General features: G+C 66.9%; 20 protein-coding genes. 7 read left to right on the top strand and 13 right to left on the bottom strand.

Going from position 1 to position 24,733, the window contains the following annotated elements:
• Nucleotides 1-8: 8 nt before the first annotated feature.
• Both AC1MDG_RS06180 and rsmI read right to left on the bottom strand, forming a co-directional pair.
• Nucleotides 9-1,508, bottom strand: coding sequence for an NAD-dependent succinate-semialdehyde dehydrogenase (locus AC1MDG_RS06180; RefSeq protein WP_479808156.1), 1,500 nt, complete (start codon nt 1,506-1,508; stop codon nt 9-11).
• 153 nt (nt 1,509-1,661) lie between these two features.
• Nucleotides 1,662-2,549: a 16S rRNA (cytidine(1402)-2'-O)-methyltransferase gene (gene rsmI, locus AC1MDG_RS06175; RefSeq protein ID WP_479809030.1), complete on the bottom strand. Its 888-nt coding sequence runs from the start codon at nt 2,547-2,549 to the stop codon at nt 1,662-1,664.
• A gap of 177 nt (nt 2,550-2,726) precedes the next feature.
• On the opposite strand from rsmI, the gene AC1MDG_RS06170 reads away from it, so the two are divergent.
• Nucleotides 2,727-4,433 (top strand): dolichyl-phosphate-mannose--protein mannosyltransferase, encoded by a 1,707-nt coding sequence (locus tag AC1MDG_RS06170; protein ID WP_479808155.1) that lies wholly within the window; start codon nt 2,727-2,729, stop codon nt 4,431-4,433.
• Nucleotides 4,434-4,514: 81 nt separating this feature from the next.
• Entirely contained in the window at nt 4,515-6,344 is a 1,830-nt protein-coding gene (locus tag AC1MDG_RS06165; protein ID WP_479808153.1) for an AMP-dependent synthetase/ligase, read from the top strand.
• Between the two features lie 61 nt (nt 6,345-6,405).
• Here the strand turns inward: AC1MDG_RS06165 and AC1MDG_RS06160 are convergent, their stop codons facing one another.
• On the bottom strand, nt 6,406-7,701 hold the full coding sequence (locus AC1MDG_RS06160) for a TIGR01906 family membrane protein (protein ID WP_479808151.1): 1,296 nt from the start codon (nt 7,699-7,701) through the stop codon (nt 6,406-6,408).
• A gap of 122 nt (nt 7,702-7,823) precedes the next feature.
• Entirely contained in the window at nt 7,824-8,816 is a 993-nt protein-coding gene (locus AC1MDG_RS06155; protein WP_479808149.1) for a stage II sporulation protein M, read from the bottom strand.
• Nucleotides 8,817-8,888: 72 nt separating this feature from the next.
• On the opposite strand from AC1MDG_RS06155, the gene AC1MDG_RS06150 reads away from it, so the two are divergent.
• Nucleotides 8,889-9,698 carry an RDD family protein gene (locus AC1MDG_RS06150; RefSeq protein ID WP_479808148.1) on the top strand — a complete coding sequence of 270 codons (810 nt, stop codon included), beginning with the start codon at nt 8,889-8,891 and terminating at the stop codon, nt 9,696-9,698.
• Nucleotides 9,699-9,708: 10 nt separating this feature from the next.
• On the opposite strand, the gene AC1MDG_RS06145 is transcribed toward AC1MDG_RS06150, so the two are convergent.
• The 5 genes from AC1MDG_RS06145 to AC1MDG_RS06125 all read right to left on the bottom strand — a co-directional run bounded on the left by AC1MDG_RS06145 (nt 9,709) and on the right by AC1MDG_RS06125 (nt 14,781).
• Nucleotides 9,709-10,941, bottom strand: coding sequence for a L,D-transpeptidase (locus AC1MDG_RS06145; protein WP_479808147.1), 1,233 nt, complete (start codon nt 10,939-10,941; stop codon nt 9,709-9,711).
• Nucleotides 10,942-11,059: 118 nt separating this feature from the next.
• Nucleotides 11,060-12,289, bottom strand: coding sequence for a L,D-transpeptidase (locus AC1MDG_RS06140; protein WP_479808146.1), 1,230 nt, complete (start codon nt 12,287-12,289; stop codon nt 11,060-11,062).
• A 157-nt stretch (nt 12,290-12,446) separates the two neighbouring features.
• The gene (gene ahcY, locus AC1MDG_RS06135) at nt 12,447-13,925 is read right to left on the bottom strand and encodes an adenosylhomocysteinase (RefSeq protein WP_479808145.1); all 1,479 of its coding nucleotides are present in this window, start codon (nt 13,923-13,925) and stop codon (nt 12,447-12,449) included.
• A gap of 112 nt (nt 13,926-14,037) precedes the next feature.
• A complete protein-coding gene (locus AC1MDG_RS06130) occupies nt 14,038-14,301 on the bottom strand; it encodes a Trm112 family protein (protein ID WP_479808143.1) in 264 nt (87 codons plus the stop codon).
• 90 nt (nt 14,302-14,391) lie between these two features.
• Nucleotides 14,392-14,781, bottom strand: a complete 390-nt coding sequence (locus AC1MDG_RS06125; RefSeq protein ID WP_479808142.1) for a DUF3499 domain-containing protein — start codon at nt 14,779-14,781, stop codon at nt 14,392-14,394.
• Nucleotides 14,782-14,924: 143 nt separating this feature from the next.
• Here AC1MDG_RS06125 and AC1MDG_RS06120 point away from each other — a divergent pair, with 143 nt between their 5' ends.
• A complete protein-coding gene (locus tag AC1MDG_RS06120; RefSeq protein ID WP_479808141.1) occupies nt 14,925-15,452 on the top strand; it encodes a metallopeptidase family protein in 528 nt (175 codons plus the stop codon).
• Between the two features lie 7 nt (nt 15,453-15,459).
• On the opposite strand, the gene AC1MDG_RS06115 is transcribed toward AC1MDG_RS06120, so the two are convergent.
• The 3 genes from AC1MDG_RS06115 to AC1MDG_RS06105 are packed head-to-tail and all read right to left on the bottom strand — an operon-like array spanning nt 15,460 to nt 21,057.
• Nucleotides 15,460-17,154 (bottom strand): DUF5719 family protein, encoded by a 1,695-nt coding sequence (locus AC1MDG_RS06115; RefSeq protein WP_479808140.1) that lies wholly within the window; start codon nt 17,152-17,154, stop codon nt 15,460-15,462.
• Nucleotides 17,147-20,482, bottom strand: coding sequence for a glycosyltransferase family 2 protein (locus AC1MDG_RS06110; RefSeq protein ID WP_479808138.1), 3,336 nt, complete (start codon nt 20,480-20,482; stop codon nt 17,147-17,149). Before AC1MDG_RS06110 ends, AC1MDG_RS06115 begins: the two co-directional genes overlap by 8 nt.
• Before the next feature lie 29 nt (nt 20,483-20,511).
• Nucleotides 20,512-21,057, bottom strand: a complete 546-nt coding sequence (locus AC1MDG_RS06105) for a WhiB family transcriptional regulator (protein WP_082049531.1) — start codon at nt 21,055-21,057, stop codon at nt 20,512-20,514.
• Between the two features lie 407 nt (nt 21,058-21,464).
• Here AC1MDG_RS06105 and AC1MDG_RS06100 point away from each other — a divergent pair, with 407 nt between their 5' ends.
• Nucleotides 21,465-22,169, top strand: coding sequence for a TIGR03089 family protein (locus AC1MDG_RS06100; RefSeq protein WP_479808137.1), 705 nt, complete (start codon nt 21,465-21,467; stop codon nt 22,167-22,169).
• Between the two features lie 6 nt (nt 22,170-22,175).
• On the opposite strand, the gene AC1MDG_RS06095 is transcribed toward AC1MDG_RS06100, so the two are convergent.
• Nucleotides 22,176-22,760 (bottom strand): GtrA family protein, encoded by a 585-nt coding sequence (locus AC1MDG_RS06095; RefSeq protein ID WP_043479462.1) that lies wholly within the window; start codon nt 22,758-22,760, stop codon nt 22,176-22,178.
• A gap of 231 nt (nt 22,761-22,991) precedes the next feature.
• Between AC1MDG_RS06095 and AC1MDG_RS06090 the strand changes: the two genes are divergently transcribed.
• Nucleotides 22,992-24,140: a 5-(carboxyamino)imidazole ribonucleotide synthase gene (locus AC1MDG_RS06090; protein WP_479809029.1), complete on the top strand. Its 1,149-nt coding sequence runs from the start codon at nt 22,992-22,994 to the stop codon at nt 24,138-24,140.
• The gene (purE, locus tag AC1MDG_RS06085; protein WP_043479458.1) at nt 24,137-24,730 is read left to right on the top strand and encodes a 5-(carboxyamino)imidazole ribonucleotide mutase; all 594 of its coding nucleotides are present in this window, start codon (nt 24,137-24,139) and stop codon (nt 24,728-24,730) included. Before AC1MDG_RS06090 ends, purE begins: the two co-directional genes overlap by 4 nt.
• The last annotated feature ends 3 nt before the right edge of the window (nt 24,731-24,733 follow it).

Below are 24,733 nucleotides of genomic sequence, written 5' to 3'. Positions count from 1 at the left end.
CGTCGGGCTTAGCCGGCGTAGGGGTCTGCGATGCCGATGTACTGGGTGTAGAGGTATTCCTCGATGCCTTCGAGGCCGCCTTCGCGTCCCAGGCCGGACTGCTTGACGCCGCCGAACGGTGCGGCCGCGTTGGACACGACGCCGGCGTTCAGGCCCAGCATGCCGGTCTCGAGGCGTTCGCCCATCCGGATCCCGCGGTTCAGGTCCTTCGTGAAGACGTAGGCCACCAGGCCGTATTCGGTGTTGTTGGCCAGGCGGACCGCCTCGTCCTCGGTGCCGAAGGTGATGATCGGTGCGACGGGTCCGAAGATTTCCTCGGACAGGATGCGTGTGCCCTCGGTGACGCCCTTGAGGATCGTGGGCTGGTAGAAGTAGCCCGGACCGTCCACCGGACCGCCGCCGGCCACAGCCACCGCACCGGAGGCCACGGCGTCGGTGACGAGCTCGTGGACCTTGTCCCGACTCTTGGCATCGATCAGGGGGCCAACCTTGGACTCCGGCTCGGTGCCGCGGGCGGTGGTCATGTCCGCCATCTTCGCGGCGAACTTCTCCGCGAACTCGTCCGCGACGGACTCGTGCACGATGAACCGGTTCGCGGCCGTGCAGGCCTCGCCCATGTTCCGCAGCTTCGCCAGCATGGCACCGGTGACGGCGGCGTCGACGTCGGCGTCCTCGAACACCACGAACGGGGCGTTCCCGCCGAGTTCCATGGAGGTCCGCAGCACCGTCTCGGAGGCGTCGGAGAGCAGGCGGCGACCCACTTCGGTGGAACCGGTGAAGGAAAGCTTCCGCAGCCGCTGATCCTTGATCAAAGGCCCGGTGGTGGCACCGGCCGTCGAAGTCGGGATGACATTCAGGACACCGGCGGGCAGGCCGGCTTCCTGCATCACGGCGGCGAACAGCTGGGAGGTCAGCGGAGTCAGGTTCGCGGACTTCAGCACCATGGTGCAGCCCGCGGCCACGGCCGGGGCGATCTTGCGGGTGGCCATCGCCAGCGGGAAGTTCCACGGCGTGATCAACAGGCACGGGCCCACCGGCTTCTTCGTCACCAGCAGCCGGGACTTCCCGTCCGGAGACACCGAGTAGCGGCCGAAGGCCCGGACGGCTTCCTCGGAGAACCAGCGCAGGAATTCGGCGCCGTAGGTGACCTCGCCCCGGGCCTCGGCGAGGGGCTTGCCCATCTCCAGGGTCATCAGCAGCGCGAAGTCCTCGGCCCGGGCCGTGACCATCTCGAAGGCGCGGCGCAGGATCTCCCCGCGTTCACGGGCCGGGACCTTGGCCCAAGAGTCCTGGGCGGCAGCGGCGGCGTCGAGGGCGGCTTTGCCGTCCTCGGGGCCGGCGTCGGCGATGCTGAGCAGGACCTTGCCCGTGGCGGGATCCTCGACGTCGAACGTCTTCCCGGACGCGGCCGGGCGCCATTCGCCGTTGATCAGCAGGCCGGTGGGAACAGAGGCCAGCAGCTCGCTCTCGCGCTCCGCAGTAACAGTGGGCTGTGCAGTTACAGTCACGATGACTCCCTCGTCAGCAATTGGGGTTGGGGATGGGTTCAGCTCTCGGCTGCTTTACAGCCACGGTACTGCCGCGTGATCCGGAGCGTCTATGCATGTGCGCACTAGGCATGGCGGACTTTGCTGTGCAGCTGCACAAGGTGCGTGGCTGATTTAGCGCGCTGCCAGGACGGCGGAATATAGCTCCCTCTTGGAGACTTTTGCGTCCTCGGCCACAGCCGCCACGGCTTCCTTCAGCCTGATGCCTTGGGCAATCAGGCCGTTGACGGCGGCCACATGGTCCTCCGGCTTGCCTGGCTCACGTTCCGGGGCCCCGCCCACCACGACGGCTATTTCGCCGCGAACCTCGTTGGTTTCCGCCCATCGAAGGAGGTCAGTCAGGGGGCCTCGGATGACTTCCTCATACGTCTTGGTCAGTTCGCGGCACACAGCGGCCGGGCGGTCGCCGCCGAAGCGCTCGCGCAGCGCCCGAAGCATCGGTTCCAGCCGGTGGGGCGCCTCGAAGAACACCATGGTCCGGCGTTCCGCGTCGAGTTCGGACAGCCGGGAGGCGCGCTCACCGGCCTTGCGGGGGAGGAATCCTTCAAAACAAAAACGGTCCGTGGGAAGGCCGGACAGGGCGAGTGCCGTCAGGACGGCCGACGGGCCCGGCACGGCGGTGACTGTCAGGCCGGCCGCCACGGCACCCTCAACCAGCCTGAAACCCGGATCCGAGACAGCAGGCATGCCCGCATCGGTCACCATCACGATGGTCTTCCCCGCCCGCACCTGATCAAGGAGTTCGGCGGTCTTTACCGCCTCGTTGTGCTCGTGGTAACTGATGATCCGCCCGGACACGGCAACTCCCAGGTTCTGCACCAGTCGGTGCAGCCGCCGGGTGTCCTCGGCGGCCACAATGTCAGCGGTGGTGAGGAGTTCAACCAGCCGCGGCGACGCATCGCCGACGTTGCCGATGGGCGTCGCCGCGAGCACGATCCTGCCGGGCTGCCCGTCCGTGGAGCGGGCCGCCGCTTCCCCTGCGGGAGCCCAGGCCTCGTCCATGGCACCCGCCGCGTCCTCCGGCGTCGAACCTGCCTCCGGCGTGGAGCCTTCCTCCGGCGCAGTGCCGGCGTCGTCGGAGCCGCTCGCGCGGGAAGAACGGGAAGTGCTGAATTGTTGGTCCACAGAACCAGCCTACTGCTGGCAGGCTCTTCCAGCGCCAAAAGGTAGCATGGGCACGTGACCCAGACCTCCGTACCTCCTGTCGAGGCCGACCCAGCCAAACCGGTGCAGCCGGCGTCCGGGACATTGGGACGCAACCTTGAGGGCCACCGGTGGATCCGCCGGCCGCGGGAAGCATTCACGGAAAGCGCCCTGCAGGAGCGGCTGATCGGCGACATCCGCAGCTGGCGTGACTATCCGCCGTCGCTGCGGCTGTGGTTCTGGCTCATTCCGGCCATCACGGCGGCGATCGGCGGCATCCTCCGGTTCGTCCGCCTCGACAGTCCGCGCAGCCTGGTGTTCGACGAAACCTACTACGTGAAGGACGGATACTCGTTCCTCATCAGCGGGTACGAACGCAGCTGGCCGGACAAGGCCAACGAATCGTTTGTGGCGGGGAACCCCGGCGTCATCCTGTCCTCCCCCGAGTATGTGGTGCACCCGCCGGTGGGCAAATGGATGATCGCGGCCGGGATGTGGCTGTTCGGCCCGGACAACCCGCTCGGGTGGCGCTTCGGGGCAGCGCTCACGGGGACGCTGTCCATCCTCCTGATCACCCTGATCGCGCAGAAGCTCTTCCACTCGCTGACGCTGGGGGCGGTAGCCGGCCTCCTGCTGGCAGTGGACGGGCACCACCTGGTGATGTCCAGGACCTCCCTGCTGGACATCTTCCTGATGTTCTGGCTCCTCGCCGCGTTCGGTGCACTGCTGATGGACCGTGACGACGGACGGCGGCGGCTGGCCGTGAGGCTGGCACGGCAGGCTGGCGCCGGCACGACCGGCAGGCCGTCCGTGATCCAGTTGGTCTCCGGGCCGTGGCTCGGGATCCGCTGGTGGCGCGTCGCCGCGGGGGTCTGCCTGGGACTCGCGGTGGGCACCAAGTGGTCGGGGCTGTTCTTCATGGCCGGCTTTGGGCTCCTGACCGTCTTCTGGGACCTGAGTGCCCGCCGGATCGCGGGCATCCGGGGATGGATCAGCGGCGGCATTATCAAGGACGGGATCCCCGCTTTCCTGAGCATCGTGCCGGTGGCTGCCCTGGTGTACCTCGCCACGTGGACCGGCTGGTTCCAGTCGAAGGATGCGTATTTCCGCCACTGGGCGGATACCAACCCGTCAGCACAGTGGGGCTGGGTGCCCGGGCCGCTGCGGTCCCTGGCCCACTACCACCTGGAAGCGTACAAGTTCCATCAGGGCCTCAGCTCAGACCATCCCTATGAGGCGAGTGCCTGGAGCTGGCTGGTCATGGGGCGCCCCACGTCGTTCTTCTACGAGTCCCCCAAGCAGGGAAGCCCCGGCTGCGATGTTGCCAGCTGCACGTCCGCCATCCTCTCGGTGGGCAACCCGCTGATCTGGTGGAGCGCCACGGTGTCGCTGGTGATCCTGCTGTTCTGGTGGGCCGGCCGCCGCGACTGGCGGGCCGGTGCCATCCTGGCCGGGGTCGGCGCGGGCTACCTCCCCTGGTTCATGTATCCAGAACGCACCATGTTCACTTTCTACGCCGTGTCCTTTGAACCGTTCCTGGTACTCGCCCTGACGTATTGCCTGGGCCTGGTGCTCGGGCGGCGGGAGGACCCGCTGTGGCGCCGGCGTTCCGGGCTCTACCTGGTGGCCCTGTTCGTGGCCGGAGCGGTGCTGCTCTCCGCGTTCTTCTACCCCATCTGGACCGCCGAAATCATCCCCTACCAGGATTGGCGGTTCCGAATGTGGATGCCGTCCTGGATCTAGGGCAGGATGGCAAGGGGGGCCGCGGGCAAAGGACCGGGGTACCGGGAAACCAAAATCGCGGATCCGGAACGGAGACTGGCTGTGAGAGAAGCAAGCACTGAACTGCTCGTGGAGCTGGACCAGGACAGCAACGTGACCGACCTTCTGCTCGGGCAGCACGCCAAGGACCCGTCCCACGCAATTTATGCCCGCAAAGGCCCCAACGGCTGGGTTGACATTCCCGTCCAGCAGTTCCTGGACAAAGTCGTGGCACTGGCCAAGGGCCTGATTGCCGGCGGCCTGGCGCCCGGCGACACCGTGGCAGTGATGTCCGGAACCCGGTACGAATGGACCCTGGTGGACTTCGCCATCTGGTTCGCCGGCGGCGTCACCGTGCCGGTGTATGAAACGTCCTCCGCCAGCCAGGTGGAATGGATCCTGCATGACTCCGGCGCCCGCAGGGTGTTCGTTGAGGACCCGGCGAAGGCAGAGTTGGTGGCGGGTGTCCTGGCCCAGTCGGAACTGCTCGGCGACGCTGTGGTGACGGTTGTGCGGATGGACGACGACGGCGGCGCACCCAACCTGGCCAGCCTCGCCGCCGCCGGTGCCGGCGTCACTGACTCGGAGCTGGAGCGGCACCGCAGCACGGCCGGCCTGGCCGACGTCGCCTCGCTGGTCTACACCTCCGGAACCACGGGCAAGCCCAAGGGCTGCGAGATAACGCACGGCAACTTCGCCCTGGTGGCCACCAATATTGTGGGGTTCCTTCCTGAGATCCTGCGGCAGGAAGGTGCCCGGACGCTGATGTTCCTCCCGCTGGCGCATGTCCTGGCCCGCGCCGTCCAGGTGGTGTGCCTCAGCGCCGGGGTCACCCTGGGCCACACTGCCAGCGCAGCGCAACTGCTCGAGGACCTGGCCACGTTCAAACCCACGTTTCTGCTGGTGGTGCCCAGGATTTTTGAGAAGGTCTATGCGGGTGCCGCCCACAAGGCCGCCCTTGCCGGAAAGGAACGGCTGTTCGCTGCCGCTTCCGCAGTGGCCATCAACTACTCCAAGGCGCTCGACGCTGAGGCCCGCGGAGAAGGCAAAGGACCCGGGCTCATGCTCCGCGCCAAGCACTCCGTGTTCGACCGGCTGCTCTATCCCAAACTCCGCCAGGCCTTCGGCGGGCAGGTCAAGTACACGGTATCCGGCGCCAGCCCGCTGAGCTCCAACGACGCCCACTTCTTCCGCGGCGCAGGAATTCCCGTACTGGAAGGCTACGGCCTCACTGAAACCACGGCCCCCTGCACCGCCAACACCCCGTCACGGACCAAGGTGGGGACAGTGGGGATTCCCGTGCCGGGGACCACCGTCCGGGTGGCCGACGACGGCGAGATCCTGGTCAAGGGCATCGGCGTCTTCAAGGGCTACCATGCCAACGAGGCCGCCAACGCAGAAGCGTTCGTGGACGGGTTCTTGCGCACCGGAGACCTCGGTTCGCTCGATGAAGACGGCTTCCTCACCATCACCGGCCGCAAGAAGGACCTCCTTGTCACCGCCGGGGGCAAGAACGTGGCACCCGGGCCGCTCGAGGAAAAGATCCGGGAGCACCAGCTCGTGGCACAGGCGGTGGTGGTGGGAGACGGACGGCCGTTCGTCTCCGCGCTCGTCAACCTCGATCCGGAAGGCCTGGAGAACTGGTGCTCGGCCCAGCGGATCCCGCTCCTGGGCCTCGCCGAAGCCACAGCCGATACCCGCGTCCGGGAGGCAGTCCAGGGCGCAGTCGACCAGGCCAACCTGCTGGTCTCGAAGGCGGAGTCGATCCGCAGCTTCGTCCTGCTGGATGCTGACTTCACGGTGGAGTCCGGTCACCTGACGCCGTCACTGAAACTGAAGCGGGCCGCCGTCGTCCGCGACTTTGAGGCACACATCAACGGGCTGTACAGCTAAACAAACAGTGAAGGCGACCGGCACGCGTGCCGGTCGCCTTCACTGTGGTCCTGTGTCCTCCCTACCGGGCGGCGGAATTTCCGCGTCCGCGGCCTGCCTGGGCGTCAGGGTGCGCTGCGGCGCCGTCGGCAGCGTCCTTGGACGTTGTGTCGGTGGCAGCTGCGTCCTTTGCGTCCGCATCCTTGGCCACGGCGTCCTTGGCAATTCCGCGGCGCTTCCGGGTGGGCCAGGTGAGGACCAGGGTGGCCACAGAGGCGATCAGCACCAGGGCACCGATGACAATCCCGGCGTCAACCCAGAACTGGCCCGGGAACAGCCGGATGAGGGTGTCATCCAGGGCGAACGTCCAGGTCCCGTTGGCAAAGAAGATGCGGTGGAACTCAGTGAAGAACTGCTGCCAGCCCAGCACCGCCAACGTGCCGAGCCCGACGATGATCACGATGGTGACGATGGAGCCGGCAAAAAGGCCGCGGCGGACGCCCCCGGTGCTGCGGCGGCGCAGGTAGATGATGGCGATGATGCTCAGCAGGAGCAGCAGCGCACCGCCGGCGAAAGCGGACAGGATGACCAGTTTGACGTCCGTCATGTGGCTGACCTCGCCCTCCTGGAACAGTGCGTCGCCGCTGCGGTTCACGAGTTCGCCGAGATACCGCGGACCGGACCAGTTGCTGAGGTAGTCCACCGCGTAGGAACCGTAGGTCATGCGGTCGTCGGTGCTGAAGCCGTAGCCGTCGCCCGGGAAGCCTGGTCGGTTGTATTCAACCCAGAGGAACAACGGGCTGGTGACGGCCCGGACGGCGAGGACCAGGAGGATCAGCGGGTAGAAGACAGCAAGCAGGACCTGCATCACGCGGGGCAGTACGGGCTTGGTGTTGTTCGCCAGCTCGCGTTCGGCGTTCCGGCGCTCCACTTCATCCTGCGGCGGCCGCACCTGGAGGGCGGAGGTGGGCAGCGGCTCCCGGAAATGCGTTCCCCTCCCCTGTGGTTCGGCAGCAGGCTCGACGGCGGCTTCCGCGGCCTTGCGGTCGGCACGGCTGCCTGCCTGGGGCGCAGCAGCAGCCGGCGACGTTCCGGTCCGGGGAACACCTGGCTGGGAAGCACCCGGCCGGGGAGCACCGGGCCGGGGAGCATCTGCCTGGGAACCGCCCGTGGCGCGCGCAGGGGTGCCGGCGGACGCTGCCGGCTGCTCCTTGCCCGCACCGGGGGAGGTGTTTCCGGCCGGGGTTGCTCCCGTTGCCCCGGCCCCTGTGCCTGCGCCCGCGGGCTTCATCCAGTCGAACGCGGGTTCGTCGGTATCATCGGCCGGATCCAGGTGCGGATCCTGCCGGTTCGGCGGGGTGGGCGTCTTCTCAGTCACTGCAGTTTCACTTCCGTAGGCGTCCGCGTCGCCGGGAACCGCCAGGCAACGCTACTTATCTCCAGATGAGCCTACCGTCAGGCACTCCGTGGCGGCAGGTGCCACCCCGTTCTGTAACGTATTCAGGCAGCCAATGCCGCGTATCCGGCGTCGCCGCTTTCCAGGTCTCCGGTGGCACCCGAGCGGTACGCGCGCCTGCCCCACACCAGGACGTAGATCCAGTAGGCAGCCAGGACAGCCGCCCCAATGCCGATCTTGGCCCACACCGGGAGGCTGCTGGGTGTGACAAAGCCTTCCACGAGGCCGGAGACGAACAGCACCAGGACAAGCCCCAGGGCAACGGTGATCAGGGAGCGTCCCTCCGCCGCTACCGCCTGTCCCCTGGTCCGGGGTCCCGGCGACACCAGCGCCCAGAAGATCTTCAGGCCCCCCGCGCAGGCGATGAACACTGCGGTGAGTTCCATCAGTCCGTGCGGGAGGATGTAGCTGAAGAAGATGTCGGATTTGCCGACGGCGGCGAATACTCCCGCAGCGACCCCGAGTCCTTGGGCGTTGCCGAAGAGGATCATGGGAACCCAGAAGCCGGTGATGCCCAACGCCACCGCCTGGGCCGAGATCCAGGCGTTGTTGGTCCAGACGGCACCGGCAAATGACGCTGCGGGGTTCTCCGAGTAGTAGTCGATGAAGTCCTGTTCCACGTACTGTTTGATGGCGGCATCCGAGCCGAGGGCACGGAGCGCATCAGGGGACGACGCGATCCACAGTGCGTAGGCGCCCGCGACCAGGCAGAACGCCACACCGCACCACACGGTGAGCCAGCGAAGCCGGTACAACGCCGCCGGCAGCGCTATGACGAAGAACCGGGCGAGGTCGTCCATGACGTTGGACCGGGCCCCGGTGAAGCGGGTGCGGGCCTGGGCCAGTGTGGCCGACAGGGAGGCGGACAGACCGCTTTCGGGTGCCACTGAGCGAAGCAGGGAAAGGTGGGCGGACGTGGCCTGGTAGAGGCGCAGCAGTTCGTCGGCCTCGCTTCCGTTGAGCCGGCGCTTATACGCCAGCACGTAGAGCCGCGCCCATTTGTCCCCGTTGACCGCGGAGAACGCATCGATGTCCACGGCACTACCCTAGCGCGCCCGGATTAGACTGTGAGCGTTCGGTAGGCGGCGTGTAGGGGACGGGGACCCGGCTTGAGCTCAATCATCACAGGTGAAGCAGTTGTACTGGAGCTCCGCCCGGCGTCCTTCGCCGCGCGGGCACTGGGCCTGATTCTGGACGTCGCTGCGAACGTCCTCCTGCTCACGGTGATGATGACGGTGATTTCGTCGGCTTTCAGCGATCTGGACGGGGCGGCCGCGCGCGCCCTGGTTCTGGTCAGTGTGGTTTTCTGCTTCGTGATCCTCCCGGTGGCGGTGGAAACCCTCACCCGCGGCCTCTCGCTGGGAAAGCTGGCGGCAGGACTCCGGATAGTGCGGGACGACGGCGGCGCCATCCGCTTCCGTCACGCTGTGATCCGCGGGCTGGTCGGTTTCCTGGAGATCTACCTGACGTTCGGCGGCCTGGCCATCGCCGTCGCACTGTTTAGCGACAAATCCAAGCGGCTCGGCGATGTAGTGGCAGGAACATACTCCCTCCGGCGCCGCGTGCCGGCGGACCCGCCGTTCGTGCCGTTCGTGCAGCCGCACCTTCGGGCCTGGGCGGCCCTGGCTGACATCGGCCGGATACCGGACGCCGTCGCCCGCCGTGCGGGGCAGTTCATCCGCCAGGCAGGCCGGATGTCGCCGGCGTCGCGCGCTTCCATGGCGGCGTCACTGGCCACCGAAGTTTCAGCGTGCGTCGCGCCGCAGCCTCCGGCCGGCACGGGCCCGGAAGAATACCTGGCGGCAGTCCTGGTGGAACGCCGAGAGCGGGAACTGGCAAGGCTGAGCCGGGCCCGGACACGAAGCACGGGCGTGGGGGAACGGCTGCACCACCTGCCCTACAGCCGGGACACCCCGTAGCGGGCAGGTCCTACCGCTTGGCGTACTGCGCCCAGGGAATGTTCCAGTCGCCGTAGCCTTCCAGCGGTTCCACGGGCGGAGCGCCCGTGTTGAGGGTCTGGACGACGTCGCCGGTCTTCATGTTGTTGAAGAACCAGGCCGCGTCAGCCGGCAGCAGTCCGACGCAGCCGTGTGAGACGTTTGCTTTGCCGACGTAGCTCCAGGCGGATTCGAGGGCCTGGTGGACGTAGACGCCTGAGGAGGTGAGCCGGTTGGCGTATTCCACGGTCAGCGGCGGGTAGTAGCCTTTGTCGCCGGGCTTCAGTCCGATGCTCCCGGCATTGAACTTGGAATGGCGTTCCTGCTCCATGATCACTGCGTAGCCGGTGGGCGAGAGCCACTCGGCATCACCGAGGGTTACGGGGGCGGTCTTGACCAGTTGGCCGTCAAAGAAGACGTTCATGGTTTTGGTGACATCATCCACGACGGCCACCCGCTGCGGGCCAACCTTGAAACTGACCTTGGTGTCGACGTTGCCCACCATCTCGTTCCCGAAGTCCACGCCGAACAGCTTCAGGTCAACAGTGACCTGGCTTCCGGATGCCCAAAACGCCTCCGGCCGGATGCGCACGCGCTGGTCCGAATACCAGCGCCAGGCGACGGCCTGGCCCGAGGACGAGGTGACGGTGACGGCCTTCTCCATGGCCGCCTTGTTCAGCACCGGCTCCGAGAAGACGATTTCAATCGGCTGGCCGGACCCGACGGTGGAACCGTTCTGCGGGTACACGGCGGCGTCGGCCTCGTTTGCCGTGGCCACGGTGTTGAAGGTCTGCGTTTTCTTGGTTTCGCGGCCCGCCTGGTCCACGATCGTAAAGGCGTACTCGTAGGCCGCGTCGAACTCCAGGGGGTCAAGGGCGGTCCAGGTGGAACCGTCGGCACTGTAGGTGCCCTTGACGGGTTCTCGGCCGTCGGCCGTTGCCAGGACAACGTCCTTCACCGTTCCGTTGACGGCTTTGACAGACGGCGCAACCGCGGGATTGACGCCCGCGGCGCCGTCTGTGGGAGTCACGCCGAGCTCAACCGCCTTGACCACAGGGGCAGCGAGTCCCGGTTCGTTGCGGACCGGGCTGGAAGACTCCGACTGGAAAGCGGGCTCCGCCCAGCTGGGGGCCGTGGCGACGCCGATGCCGCCGGCAGCAACCGCAGCGCAGATGGCCACGACGCCCAAAATTTTCATGGTTTTCCGCTTGTGGACTTCAGTCATGACCTTCTCCATGTCCCCCGACAGGCCCGTGATCAGCCCCAATACCGTCTTAGTCTCATTCAGTGAGGTGCCGCAGCTCCCAACACTGACCAGACGATTTTACCGTACGGCCGGCGCGTCAATTGGCGTACTGGGCCCAGGGGATGTTCCAGTCACCGAATCCGTCGTCGAAGTTGGCGTTCTCCCCCTCTGTGTTGACCACCTGGACGACGTCCCCGGTGGTCATGTTGTCGAAGACCCATTTGGCGCTCTCCGCGGCGAGGCCGATGCAACCGTGTGAAAGGTTGGTCACGCCGATGTACGGCATCGCGGAGTCCGTGGCCTGGTGGATAAACTCGCCGCTCGGCGTCAGGCGCGTGGCGTAGTTGACGTCCAGCTCGCCGTAGTAGGCCGGGTCGCCCGGCTTGAGCCCAATGCTGGCAGCAGACATGTGTTCCACGCGGTACTTTTCCATGAACACGAGGTAGCCGCGGGCCGACGGGAACCGGGTGTCACCCATGGTTGCGGGCCACGAACCGGCCGGCTGGTCATTGACGCTGACCGAAAACGTGTGTGCCGTGGCATCAGCCACAGCCACCTTCTTGTCGCCGATATGGACCGTGACTTTCTTGTTGAAATTCCCAATCTGCCCGTTGCCGAAATCCACGCCGAAAAGTTGCATGTCCATGGTCACGGTGCTGTTGGCCGCCCAGAAGTTCTCCGGCCGGTACCGGACCATGGTGTCGCTGAACCAGTGGAACTCCCCCGCCTGGCCGGACGTCGACGAGATCTTGATGGCCTTCTCCACGACATCCCTGTTCACCACGGGCTCACTGAACGTCACCTGCAGCGGCTGGGCGACGCCCACCTTCATGCCGTCCAGCGGATAGACGGCGGCATCCGCCTCATTGGCGGTTGACACCGTGGTGAAGGTGCGGGTGTCGTTGGTCTTGCGGCCGGCCGTGTCCGTCACGACGAAGGTGTACGTGTAGGTGCTGTTGAACTGCAGCGGACCTGCGGCCGACCAGCCGGTTCCGTCCGCGCTGAGGATCCCCTCAACGGCGGTGCCCCCGGCGTCCGTCAAGGCCACGCGTTCCACCGTTCCGTTGCTGACCTTGAGCGAGACGGGTGCTGCCGGGTTCACCTGCTTCGCGCCGTCGGCCGGGGACGCCGCAAGTTGCACCGGGGCAACCACCGGCGCAGCGAGGCCCGGGGTGGTGCGTTCCGCGGCGCCGGCCTCGGAGTCAAAGGCGGCGCGGCCGGCCCCCGGCGCGACCGCGGCGAAGACACCGCCGCCCGCCGCAAGCACGCACAGTGTTCCGAGCAGGAAGGCCTTCCTGCGGGTGGTCCAGCGTTCCCGGGCCGTCACAGCTCGAGGACCGTTGCAGTCATCATGGGCACAGCTTAGGCCACACTCCTTGGAGTTGCCGGGGAATCCGGCATCGTAACGGTCACGAAGAAGGGCCCCGGATCTTGAACCGGGGCCCTTCAGATGGTGCTTTCCTGCCGGTTTGGCAGCCTCAGTCCTAGTAGCGGTAGTGATCCGGCTTGTACGGCCCCGCAGCGTCCAGGCCCAGGTACCCGGCCTGCTCCTTGGACAGTTCCGTCAGCTCCACGCCCAGGGCATCCAGGTGCAGCCGGGCGACCTTCTCGTCAAGGATCTTCGGTAGCACGTAGACCTGGTTTTCGTATTCCCGCTCGCCCTCCGGCTGGTCCCGCTTGGTGAAGAGTTCAATCTGCGCGATGGTCTGGTTCGCGAACGAGTTGCTCATCACGAAGGACGGGTGGCCGGTGGCGTTGCCCAGGTTCAGCAGGCGGCCTTCAGAAAGGACGATGATGGACCGCTCTTCCGCAGTTCCTGCGTCGAGGACCCACTCGTGCACCTGCGGCTTGATTTCGACCTTCTTGACGCCGGGAATCCGCGCAAGGCCTGCCATGTCGATTTCGTTGTCGAAGTGGCCGATGTTGCCCACGATCGCCTTGTCACGCATGCCGGCCATGTGCTCGGCCATGATGACATCCTTGTTCCCGGTGGTGGTGATGAAGATGTGTCCCTCGCTGAGGACACTCTCCAGCTTGGCCACCTGGTAGCCGTCCATGGCGGCCTGCAGTGCACAGATCGGATCGATCTCCGTGACAATCACGCGGGAGCCCTGCCCGCGGAAGGCCTCCGCCGCGCCCTTGCCGACGTCGCCGTAGCCGCAGACGACGGCGATCTTGCCGCCCATGAGGACGTCGGTGGCACGGTTGATGCCGTCGGGCAGCGAGTGCCGGATGCCGTACTTGTTGTCGAATTTGCTCTTGGTCACCGAGTCGTTGACGTTGATGGCCGGGAAGAGCAGCTTGCCCTGCTCCGCCAGCTGGTAGAGGCGGTGCACGCCCGTGGTGGTCTCCTCCGTGACACCCAGCAGCCGGGAACCGATGCGGGTCCACTTCTGCTTGTCCGCAGCCAGCGAGGCGCGCAGGACGTCGAGGAAAACCCGCCCTTCATCGGACTCGTCCTCCGCTGCGGCGGGAACGGAGCCGAGGGCTTCGAACTCAACGCCTTTGTGCACCAGCATGGTGGCGTCGCCGCCGTCGTCGAGGATCATGTTCGGGCCAAGATCCGGGTTGCTGTCCGCACCGGGCCACGTGAGGATCTGCTCGGCAGTCCACCAGTATTCCTCCAGGGTCTCGCCTTTCCAGGCGAAGACAGGGACGCCCTGCGGGTCATTCACCGTGCCGTTGCCCACCACGACCGCGGCAGCGGCTTCGTCCTGGGTGGAGAAGATGTTGCAGGAAGCCCAGCGGACCTCGGCGCCCAAAGCTGTGAGGGTTTCGATCAGCACGGCGGTCTGGACGGTCATGTGCAGCGAACCGGCAATCCGGGCGCCCTTGAGGGGCTGGCTGGCGTCGAACTCCTCGCGCAGGGACATCAGTCCGGGCATTTCGTGTTCCGCAAGGCGGATCTGGTGGCGGCCGGCCTCAGCCAGGGAGATGTCAGCAACCTTGTAATCGAAAGTCATGTGAGTCCTTGTGTTGTATCCGGAAAATTCTGGAACGGCGGAAGAGCATGTCCGTTCGGCGAACTATGGGAAGTTCGGCGCCAAGTGGACGGGCGATGGGCCGGCCGGGCAGTTATTCGGCGCTGGCAAGGCGCGGCGCTGCGGAACCCGCCGCTGCGCCGGGACCGCCGTCGTGCTGGTCCGAAGACGCAGCGTTCGCCGCGGAGACCAGTTCCGGCGGCAAAAGCAGCGGGATGCCGTCCTCGATGGCGTAGCGCAGCTTCTCCCCTGACTGCCCCGCGGCGGTGGAGACGAGTTCCTCGCCTTCCTGCACCAGCGTTGAGCCGGTAACGGGGCAGCGCAGGACAGACAACAGGTCAGGACTGATCTTTGGCATGGTGGATGCTCCCTGATGGCGCCGCAGCAGGCGCCGGTGGCCGATGGATTTGCAGCTTCCAGCGTACAAGCTTCGCGGCGGCGCCGCGGCTCAGGAGGGTTCGCGGAGGACGCGCAGGTGTCCCCTTCGGGCGCCTTCCGAAGCCGGCGGGGCCTCAAGCGAGGCGTGAGCCGGACGCTGGCCAGGTGCGGGATCTGCGGCGGACGGCCGCAAGGCCGCCTCCCGGACGGCGTTGGCGAGGGCTAAAAGGTCATCAGGTCCCGGCTGCGGCGGCGCGGCCGGCATGGCCAGTCGCAGCACTTCCCAGCCCCGCGGCACCGTGAGCGACCCGGCATGCTGTTCGCACAAATCGTAACAATGGGGCTCCGCGTACGTAGCCAGCGGGCCCAGGACAGCCGTCGAGTCCGCGTAGACGTACGTCAAAGTCGCCACCGCCGAGTTGCGGCAGGCTGATCTTGAACATTGACGAATAGCACCCACGACATCACAGACTACTCCCCGTTTGCTGCGGTGCCGTGCATTCCGGCCCGCAGTGTCCTGTGGTGTCGGCTGACACCCGGGCGGCCAGTGTGGCGTTCGCCGGTTATGTCGCGTATTTCAAGCGGCGGGTCTAGAGTCGATATATGCAGCAATCGCACCACGTTCCGGGGTTTACGGTCCGGTTGGCTGAACCGGGAGCCGGCCAGCCGGCGGACGCCGCCGCGCCCGCGGTAGCGGTCCGCGGCAAGAGCTTCAGGCAGCGCCGCAGGAACCGCCACGGCCGCGGCCTGCGCGGCGAATTGATGCTGCCCACGCTACCCGGATACCGCACCCGTTCCGACCGCTTCGACGAGATGGTCATGGACTCCGCCCAGCGTCTGCATGACATCTGGGGAAAGCCCTTGGACGGCGTCAGGTTTGCTGTTGACGAAATCCCGCAGGGCCTGGAACAGCTGGTTGCAGACCGGTCCCCCGCGCCCATGGGGCTGTACGAGCCCGCCACTGCCGACGAAGGCCCGGTGATCACGCTCTACCGCCGGGTCATCGAAAACGCCTGCTCCAGCCGGGACGAACTCCAGGACCTGGTGCACGACGTCGTGGTGGAGCGCACCGCCGAAATGCTCGGGGTAGCACCGGAAACACTGGACCCCGTGTACCGGCGGCGCTACTAGCCCCGGGCTAGTAGCCCAGTTTCACCGCTACCTGTTCCTGGCCGGCGGCGCCTGCGGCCACCGCAACCGTGGCGATGTCCGTGCGACCGTCCTGTTCCAGCAGCACGGTGCCGTACGCGGCATCGCCGGAAGCTGACACAACGTACCCGAGCACCTCGGTCCCGCCCACTTCACCCGGCACCTTGATAACCGCCGTCGTGCCGCCTGCGATGTCCGCCGTGGCGGCGGCGCGGACCTTACCGTCGGCGGTGATGGGCGTGTAGGTGATTTTGGCCCGGTCCTCGGGAGCGCCAAAGACCAGGTACCGCTCTCCGCCGCGCGGTACCGTGACCACGTGCTGGCTGCCCAGCCTGGCGGACGACGGCGACCACGCGAAGTCCGTGGCACTGTCAGATTTGAGGCCGCGGGTAACCCGGGCAGCGGCGGCGAACGATACGTCGGAAGTGGCGGCAACGGTGTACTGGCCAGTCGGCACCCCGGCCAGCGACACCTCAGTCACGGACCCGCCCTTGGCTGTCACAACGCCGCCGCCTGGCAGCGCCTTTTGGCCGTCGCGTCCATACAGCTTGATTTCCACCACGGCGTCCGCCGGGCCCGGAACAGTGATGTGCAAGGCAGCCGCGGCATCGGCAAATCCCTGTTTGGCGGTGAGTGCCCTGGCGGATGCGGGGTCCTGGATGTCCAGTCCGGACATGACCTGCCGGGTCGCAGGTGCCGCGCCGGGCACGATGAAGTCCACGCCGCCGGGGGTGAGCCCCCGGAGGACGCTCTGCTGGATGACCGCAGTGACCGGGCCGCCGGCACTGCGTGCGTGGATGCTGAGCTTCTCCTGGTCCGGAGCCAGTCCGGCCAGCACGATTGAACGGGTGGTCCCCGGCGCCACCAGCAGCCCCCTGCTGCCGGGCGCCTGAATTTGTCCCGCCGCCCCATACAGCTCCAGGCTGACTGTTGCCGGGGTGCTGGAGGCATTACTGAGATTAAGGACTGCCGTCCGTCCCAGCGACGTATTAGCCCCTACCAGCCACAGGTCGTTGGCCGGCTGCTGGCAGCCTGCCGCAGCTAAGCCCCGCAGGTCGCCGTCAGTGGCGGTGTAGCTCATGACAGCGCCAGCGGTGGCTTGCTGGTTGCCTACGGCATCTGCACTCAGGACGCTGACGGAATCCACCGTGCGCTGGGAAACGACACCTGCCAGCAGCGCAGGAGGGGTTGGCGCAGCGGTGGGAACACCGGGGTCCTTGGCAATTTCGGCCAGGGGATTTCCGTTGAGCTCCGCGAGCCTACTGCCGGGCACCACACCGGCGTTGGTGCTCAGCACGGCAGCGCTGACCAAGCTCTTGGCAGTGGCCGATTCCGGGCTGAACTGCGGGTCGGTGCCGACGGGTGTACCCTCCAGCAGGCGGGCCGGTCCCGGGCAGATCCCCACATTGCTTCCCGCGGGGACTGCCGCCAGCGGCGCCTCAAGCGGGCGGCTCCACGCGCTTTGGGGCCCCAGGGACGCTGCCGCGACCAGGCTTCCGGCTGCGGCCACGATGACCACGGCTGACACTACTCCGGCGACCGTTCCGCGGGCGGACAGTCCGCGGGCGCCGGGTGCCTTAACGCTGCCGGCCACGGGCGCTTCGTCCGTGTTCCCGCGTGCTGCGTCGGAGCCGTCCCCTGCCTCGTGGACACCCGTCGCGGCGTCGTTCCCGTCCTTATGCATGCTGATGTTCCTTACGCAGGGAGCCTTCATCCCGGGAGAGGCCCGTGTTGGGCCGGCGGGCGGGCATGGGGATGGCCAGCAGGACAGTCAGTCCGATGACCGTCGCCTGCATGATGGCGGACCACACTGCCCACGGGTTTTCGTAACGGATGGTGAGCTGGCCGGCCTGGGCGGGCAGAGTGAAGGCCTGGGACCAGCCGGAGGTGGTGGACGTCAGCCGCTTGCCATCCATCCATGCGGACCAGCCCGGATCGGAACGCTCCGCCAGGACCACGAGCCTGCCTTCCGGTCCTTCCGGAACGGCGGCATCGACTGTTTCCAGGTCCGAGGGCAGGAGTCCGATCGCAGCGCCGGCGCCGTCCACGATGCGCACGCGGTGGGCAACGGCGGCGGCGTCGATGACGGGCTGGTTGAGCGGACTGATCCGCCAGAGCCAGCCGACGTTGGTCTGACCTACTGCCACCAGTCCGGGCACTGCGTCCATCCGGCTCGCGGTCAGCTGCGCGGCAGTGTCCGACGCCCGCAGCACAACGAATCCCGCGCCCAGGCGTTCCAGCTCCGGCCTCGGGTCGACGCCCTGGCCGGCAACCACCGTGGCTACGACGCTGCGCAGCGCCGCCGTGACGGCGTCGTCATCCCTGACCGTTTCCTTACCGGGGTCACCCATGATATTGCGGGCGGCTGCGATGGTGGACAGTCCGTCAAGGGTGGTCCCGGCGCCACGCACGATCGAGGCGTCGAAGCTGCCGTCCTCCGCCGTGTCGATGACCAGCGTCCGGGTCTGCTCGGGGCCCTGGCCCCGGTCGATGGCCGTGGCCGGCAGCGTGCGGGCGGCCGTGGGAGCGATCTGCCGCGGGGTTCCCAGGGGGGTTGTACCAGCGGGGGTCGCTTCGGCCGCTGTTGCCCCTGATACGGACTGCAACAGGTTCTGGGCTGCCCACGCGGTCAGTCCCGCCGCGGGTCCGGCCAGGAGCAGCACCATGGCTAGGACGGACACGGACTTGAGGCCGACCCGTCGGGCGGCCGGGGCTGAGGCCGTCTTCTCAGCGAAGCAGAGCAGGCCGTCGGCTCCGATCAGGGCGGCGCCCAGCAGGAGGAAGCCGGACGCGGACACGGCCGGTCCGGTGAAGGGAGTGACAAGGGTGTCCGCGCTGGCGCCGGTGGCGATGTGGTTGGCGAGCCAGCCGCCTGCGAGGACGATCAGGGCGGCTACCCACAAGGCGCGGGCCACGCGGGTGCGCTTGCCCGGGACAAACAGTGCCGCAGTGGCGAGTGCAACCACAGGCAACCCGACCAGCAGGGCCAGGAGCAGCGCCCACGGGATGCCGGAACCGCCGAAGACGGCAAGGCCGGCCAGGCCGCCGTCGACGTCGAAATACAGGGGTTGACCCAGAAGCTGCTGCCACAAGGGCGCGCCCTGAAAACCGAGCGGGACGCCGGGGTCGGCGAGCAGTGCCCGTGGGCGGTCAAGCACCGAAATACCGAACGGAATGAAAATGGCGGCACTTGGCAGCAGCGCCCACCATACTGTCCGCCCGCGCCTGCCAAGCAGGATCCCGGCAAGGACAACCACGACGACGAAGGGAAGCAGTAATGAGGGTGCAGCTGCTGTTACAACAGCCAGCGCCAGGCCGGCGGCCGCCGCCGCAGTCCATGAAGGGGTGCCGTTAACGCCCGGCTTGGCGGGAGGCTGTTCCTGGAAGCGCCGGTCCCCCGGCTCGGGAACCGCGAAGCGTCCCTGGCCGCGTGCGGTGCCGGTGGCACGCAGCAGTGCCAGAACCAGCAGCGGCATCATGATGTGTGCAACCAGGGCACCAAGGCGCCCCTGGTTCAGCGCAACCTGCAGGGCGGGAGCCCCGCCCCAGGCAACTGCTGCCACCAAGCGGAAGCGCCGCCGCGTGGTCAGGCCGCCCGCCGCGAACCACGCGGCAAGGCCGGAGAGCGGCATGGCCAGGAGCAGCAGCCAGGCGAGGGCGCTGTTCGCGTCCCCTCCGCCCACAAGGCCAAGGACCCACAGAAGAAGTGCGAAGGGGTCGCCGTGGCCGGGCAGTCCGGCGCCGAGGCCGATCCACCAGCTGGTGGCGTGGTGCCAGATGTCCGATACCTTCGACGAGACCGGAATCAGGGCACCGCCGGAGACAGCTTCGGCGCGGAAGAACCCGGAGAGACCAATCAGCGATGCCGCCGCTGTCAGGATCACCGCGAGCAGGGCACCGTTGCCCACCCATCCGCGCTCGGAAGTGGTCAGCGCGGCAAAATCATCCGTGGAGTCACCGCTGGGCTGTTCCGCCAGCGGATCGCTCCTGGCTGCGTCCCCTCCCGGGTCATCGGAGCCCAGGGCTTCAATGAGGGAACGCCGGTGGGCCCAGACCTCGCGGCGCGGGGTCTGGAGCCCCTTGATGACCGAGCGGCGGATCCGCCGCGTCCTTGCTGCGTCGCGGCGTCCGCGGATCACAGCCCCGGGCCGGCCCAGCGCCACGAAGGTTGCCATGAGTTGGGAGAATCCGTGGCCGGGGTCCTTGACGGCAATGCTCAGGACGAGTTTGAAGAGGCTGCCCAGCAACGCCCCTGCGGCGTGCAGGGGTACCTTCCACCACACTGTGTGCTTGAGGCGCAGGTAGACCTGGGCCTTCCGGGCAGCACTGGCGCTCCCCAATGCTTGGGGCCGATGCGAAACGTGGAACATCCGCGCGGTGGGCACCACCACAACGCGGTGTCCGGCCAGGCGGTTGCGCCAGCAGAAGTCCACATCGTCACCGGTGCCGGGAAGGGCGGCGTCGAACCCGCCCAGTTCTTCCCAGACGTCGCGCCGGACCAGCATCCCGGCCGAGTTGACCGCGAAGGTGTCGCTGCGGCCGTCGTACTGCCCCTGGTCGAGTTCGTCCGCCTCAATGAGGGTCAGCCGTTCAGCCCAGCGGCTGGTGGAAAGCCCGACGTCGATCAGCCGGCGCTTGGCGTCCCAGTCCAGCTGCTTGCACCCTGCCACCGTCACCGAGGGCGCACGCTCCACGGCATGGAGCAGTTCGGCCAGGGCTTCCGGCGCGGGCGCGGCGTCGTCGTGCAGCAACCAGATCCACTCGGTGTCGTTCCGGCTGTCCGGGTTCCGGGGGGCCAAGGCGGCCAGGCCGGCCTTGACCGCGTCCCCCATTCCGGTCCGCCCCTGGTGGAAGGTGGTGACGTTGTCCTCGCCGAATGCCTGGTCAAGCAAAGCCAGGGAATTGTCCCGTGAGCCCGTGTCAACGCCAATAAAAGCATCTACCGGACGGGTCTGCTCCGACAGTGCCGCCAAGGTCCTGGGAAGATAGTCACCGCCGTTGTGGGCGACCACAACGGCGGTGACATGTACTACTTGAAGAATTAGACTGCTCGCTTCCTCAGCCGACGGCGCTCGCGCTCGGAGAGGCCTCCCCAAATGCCAAAGCGTTCGTCGTTCGACAGTGCGTATTCCAGGCACTGTGAGCGCACGTTGCACGCGCCGCAAACTTTCTTGGCGTCACGGGTGGATCCTCCCTTTTCGGGAAAGAACGCTTCCGGGTCAGTCTGGGCGCACAGTGCGTCCGTCTGCCATCCGAGTTCGCCTTCGTCGTCGAAGTTCTGCTCGAAAGGAAGCCCGATCCAGACCGGCTGCGCAGTGGTTTCCGAATGGAGGGTCTGCAGTTCCATCGGCGGATCGTGAAGATCGCCGTCCTGGTCAGGGTTTCCCGCCAGAAGGGCTTCATGAGCTGCAAGGAAGGCCGTGGCCTGGTCCTGCAGTAAATCACTGGTGCTCTGGTTGTACCGCTCGGCGGCATCCGGATCTGCCGGATCAACGTACCAATCGCTTGGCACGCCGCGAGAACGGTACTTTGCCGACGCCTGACCGGCGACGACTGCATCTTCATGGATACGCTCAACTTGCCCCATTTGTGGCGTCCCTCCTGATGTTGCTGCCCCTGACTGAATAACTGAACACTCGGTTGTGTGCCCCGTATTTGCGCAATGGCGATCGATACCTAATTACACGTGTGTAAGTCGCTGGGAGTCAAGCGGCAGCCGGGATAATAATCAACTTCGACCGCAATCCGCTGCCACGCCACGCCCGGGATTTTTGGACGACTCGCCGTCATCCCGGGAATTTTGACAGCATACTGACTACTTTTCTGGGAATTTCCCGGGAATCCCGGGGAAACCGGCCCTGCTCTGCGATTTAGGCAATCAAAATGAGCAAAAGGAACGTGGCACAGATCACAGGGCGGTGCGGGGCCGCTGGCCTCTCACCGTGGCCCGCCCACCACCTCCCGGCGCGGCGGGCACCGTGGCAAGATGTTGCCATGAGCATCCCGGCGATCGATCTGATGACTGCACTGCGGTCCGGCCACTCCACCTCACCGCGACTGACCTGGTACGGACCGGACGCAGAGCGGGTGGAACTGTCCGGCCGTGTCCTAGACAACTGGGTCGCCAAGACCAGCAACCTGCTGCAGGACGAACTCGATGCCGAACCCGGGACGCGGTTGCGGCTGGACCTTCCGGCGCACTGGAAGTCCATGATCCTGGCTCTCGCCGCCTGGCAGCTGGGAATGGAGGTCGTCCTCGGCTCCGCCGATGCCGAACTCCTCGCCACCGCGTCACCGGAGGCCGGTCTTGAGGGTGAGGCGTTCGACGCCGTCATAGCTGTGCCGCTTCCGGCGCTGGCCATGCGGTGGCCCGGTGAGCTGCCGCCCGGCGTCGTCGATTTCGGCGCCGAAGTCCGTTCGCACGGCGACGTCTTTATGGCACATGAGGATCCCGAGGGGTCGCGCCCTGCCGTCGTATCCTCAGCCGGCACCTTGCACGCGCACTCAGACCTGCTCGAAGGGTTCGCCGCCGCCCACGAAACCGGCGTCCGCTTGCTGGTGCGGGCCGGCGACGGGCTTGAAGCGGCCCTCGTCCAGTGTCTGGGAGCATGGCACAACGATGGGTCGGTCGTACTGGTCCACCCTGACGTCGCAGTGACAGACAAGCTCCTCAGCGACGAACGGGTGCAGGGCGGGTAGCGGCCCCTAGCTGCTGCGGGGCGGTCCCGGACGCTCCGGATCCTGCACGTCGGCCTGCGCCTCGTTGGCGGGAACGCGGACCGGGTGCTGGTTCTGGTGGTGGTGCAGTTCGATGATCTCGTGGTCGTGCGAGAAAGCGGGCTCTTCGTCGAGTTCCTTGTTGAATACGAGGAACCGGTAGGCGAAGAAGCGCACCACGGTGGCCACGAGGATGCCGGCCACGCCAGCCAGGAACAGCATGTTCTTGTCCGTGATGCCCATCGAATACTTGGCCAGTGCCGTGAAGCCGGTGGAGATGCCGATGCCAATGCCGTTGATCAGGATGAACATCAGGAATTCCCGGATCACGTTGTCCTGGCGGCGGTGCCGGAAGGTCCAGAACCGGTTGGCGATCCACGAGAAGATCGTGGCAACCGTCGCGCCCACGAACCGTGCCTTGGCCTCACTGTCGGTCATGGGGCCGTGCATCAGGTAGTAGGTCAGGCCGTTGTCGATCACGAAGGCGACACCGCCGACGGCGCCGAACTTGGCCACCTCGCGCCAGAAAAGCGAGGCGAGTCCGCGCAAACGTTCTGCAAGTGTGTAAAACATGACCCTCCATGGCCGACTGAAATTTCAGGCCACAGGGCCGAGAACCCATTTTAGCCCGCAAAGCTGGGAGCCGCCCCGCCGCGCCTGGAGCGTGGTCTCCTGCGACGCTGCCATGACGCAAAATTCCCGGCCGAAACGGTGGTGAAGCCCGGAACACCCCCGGTCTTCTGTAGGCTGGCTCTTGTGACTTTTCCAGTAATAGGCGTAGTTGGCGGCGGCCAGCTAGCCCGCATGATGGCCCCCGCCGCAACGGCCTTGGGCTTTGAACTCCGTGTCCTGGCCGAAGGCGAGGACGTTTCGGCGGTTTCCGCCGTGCCGACGTCGCCGGTGGGCGACTACAAGGACCTTGACGCCCTCCTCGAGTTTTCGCAGGGGCTCGACGTCATGACGTTCGATCATGAGCACGTCCCCAACGACCACCTGCGGGCTCTGCAGGAGGCCGGCGTCAACGTCCAGCCCGGGCCGGATGCCTTGGTCCACGCGCAGGACAAGCTCGTGATGCGCGCAGCCATCGACCGGCTCGAGCTGCCAAACCCCGCCTGGGCAGCTGTTGCCGACGTCGACGCCCTGGTTGCTTTTGGCGAGGAAACCGGCTGGCCGGTGGTGCTGAAGACGCCCCGCGGGGGCTACGACGGCAAAGGCGTCCGCATGGTCGGGTCGGCTGAGGAAGCCGCCGACACGGCCGACTGGTTTGCGGCCATGACGCCGCTGCTGGCAGAGGCCAAGGTGGAATTCAGCCGCGAACTGTCCGCCCTCGTAGCGAGGACTCCTGACGGCGAATCCCGGGCCTGGCCCGTGGTCCACACCATCCAGGTGGACGGCGTCTGCGACGAAGTGATCGCCCCGGCCCAGGACATTCCGCTTGAGGTGGCCGCGGCCGCCGAGGACGCCGCAATCCGCATCGCCAACGAACTCGGAGTCTCCGGCGTCATGGCCGTGGAGCTCTTCGAAACCCCCGGCGTCGGTTCCGGCTTCCTGATCAACGAGCTCGCAATGCGTCCGCACAACACCGGCCACTGGACCCAGGACGGATCGGTGACGAGCCAGTTCGAGCAGCACCTGCGCGCCGTGCTGAACCTCCCGCTCGGCGCCACCGACGCGCTGGGGCCGGTCGTCGTGATGAAGAACTTCCTCGGCGGCGAGAACCAGGAGCTGTTCTCTGCGTATCCGCTGGCCATGGCCAGCGAGCCGGCCGCCAAGATCCACTGCTACGGCAAAGCCGTCAGGCCCGGCAGGAAGATCGGCCACGTCAACCTGGTGGGGGCATCCGCTTCCGACGTCGACTCCGTCCGGCAGCGCGCCACCACCGTCGCCAACATCATCCGGGACGGCCGTGCTCCGGCGCGAACAGCACCGGGGAACTCCGAGGAGACCGTATGAGTACGCCTGCATCGCCGATCCGTCCGGCGGGAACGGACAACGCCGGACCGATCGTGGGCCTCGTCATGGGCTCCGACTCGGACTGGCCCGTTATGGAAGCCGCAGCAGAGGCCCTCGCCGAGTTCGGCATCCCGTTTGAAGCCGATGTGGTCTCAGCCCACCGGATGCCTACTGAAATGATCCGCTACGGCCAGACGGCGCACGAGCGCGGTCTGCGCGTCATCATCGCCGGAGCCGGCGGCGCCGCGCACCTGCCCGGCATGCTGGCGTCCGTGACGCCCCTGCCGGTCATCGGCGTCCCCGTCCCGCTAAAGACGCTCGACGGCATGGACTCATTGCTGTCCATCGTCCAGATGCCCGCCGGTGTCCCGGTGGCCACAGTGTCGATCGCCGGCGCACGCAACGCCGGCCTGCTCGCCGTCCGCATGCTGGCATCCGGGACAGACGACCTCGCCGTCCGCCTGCGCGACGAGCTGATTGAGTTCGCACAGGAGCTCAACGACGTCGCCACCCGCAAGGGCGCGGCCCTGCGGCACAAGGTCAGCGAAGTGTTCTCCGACGGCAACGTCGTTCTCCGGGGCAGCCGTTAGGAA

It is taken from the genome of Arthrobacter sp. AIWTK1 (genome assembly GCF_056680535.1).
The sequence above is the reverse complement of the archived record's forward strand: the minus strand, read 5'-3'. Positions and strand labels throughout refer to the sequence as shown.

What these genes read in the sequence shown, in the direction of transcription:
- rsmI (WP_479809030.1), bottom strand. Translation starts at nt 2,549, where the DNA reads ATGGACGAGGCCTGGGCTCCCGCAGGGGAAGCGGCGGCCCGCTCCACG.
- AC1MDG_RS06145 (WP_479808147.1), bottom strand. Translation starts at nt 10,941, where the DNA reads ATGACTGAAGTCCACAAGCGGAAAACCATGAAAATTTTGGGCGTCGTG.
- ahcY (WP_479808145.1), bottom strand. Translation starts at nt 13,925, where the DNA reads ATGACTTTCGATTACAAGGTTGCTGACATCTCCCTGGCTGAGGCCGGC.
- AC1MDG_RS06130 (WP_479808143.1), bottom strand. Translation starts at nt 14,301, where the DNA reads ATGCCAAAGATCAGTCCTGACCTGTTGTCTGTCCTGCGCTGCCCCGTT.
- AC1MDG_RS06120 (WP_479808141.1), top strand. Translation starts at nt 14,925, where the DNA reads ATGCAGCAATCGCACCACGTTCCGGGGTTTACGGTCCGGTTGGCTGAA.
- AC1MDG_RS06115 (WP_479808140.1), bottom strand. Translation starts at nt 17,154, where the DNA reads ATGCATAAGGACGGGAACGACGCCGCGACGGGTGTCCACGAGGCAGGG.
- AC1MDG_RS06105 (WP_082049531.1), bottom strand. Translation starts at nt 21,057, where the DNA reads ATGGGGCAAGTTGAGCGTATCCATGAAGATGCAGTCGTCGCCGGTCAG.
- AC1MDG_RS06100 (WP_479808137.1), top strand. Translation starts at nt 21,465, where the DNA reads ATGAGCATCCCGGCGATCGATCTGATGACTGCACTGCGGTCCGGCCAC.
- AC1MDG_RS06095 (WP_043479462.1), bottom strand. Translation starts at nt 22,760, where the DNA reads ATGTTTTACACACTTGCAGAACGTTTGCGCGGACTCGCCTCGCTTTTC.
- AC1MDG_RS06090 (WP_479809029.1), top strand. Translation starts at nt 22,992, where the DNA reads ATGATGGCCCCCGCCGCAACGGCCTTGGGCTTTGAACTCCGTGTCCTG.
- purE (WP_043479458.1), top strand. Translation starts at nt 24,137, where the DNA reads ATGAGTACGCCTGCATCGCCGATCCGTCCGGCGGGAACGGACAACGCC.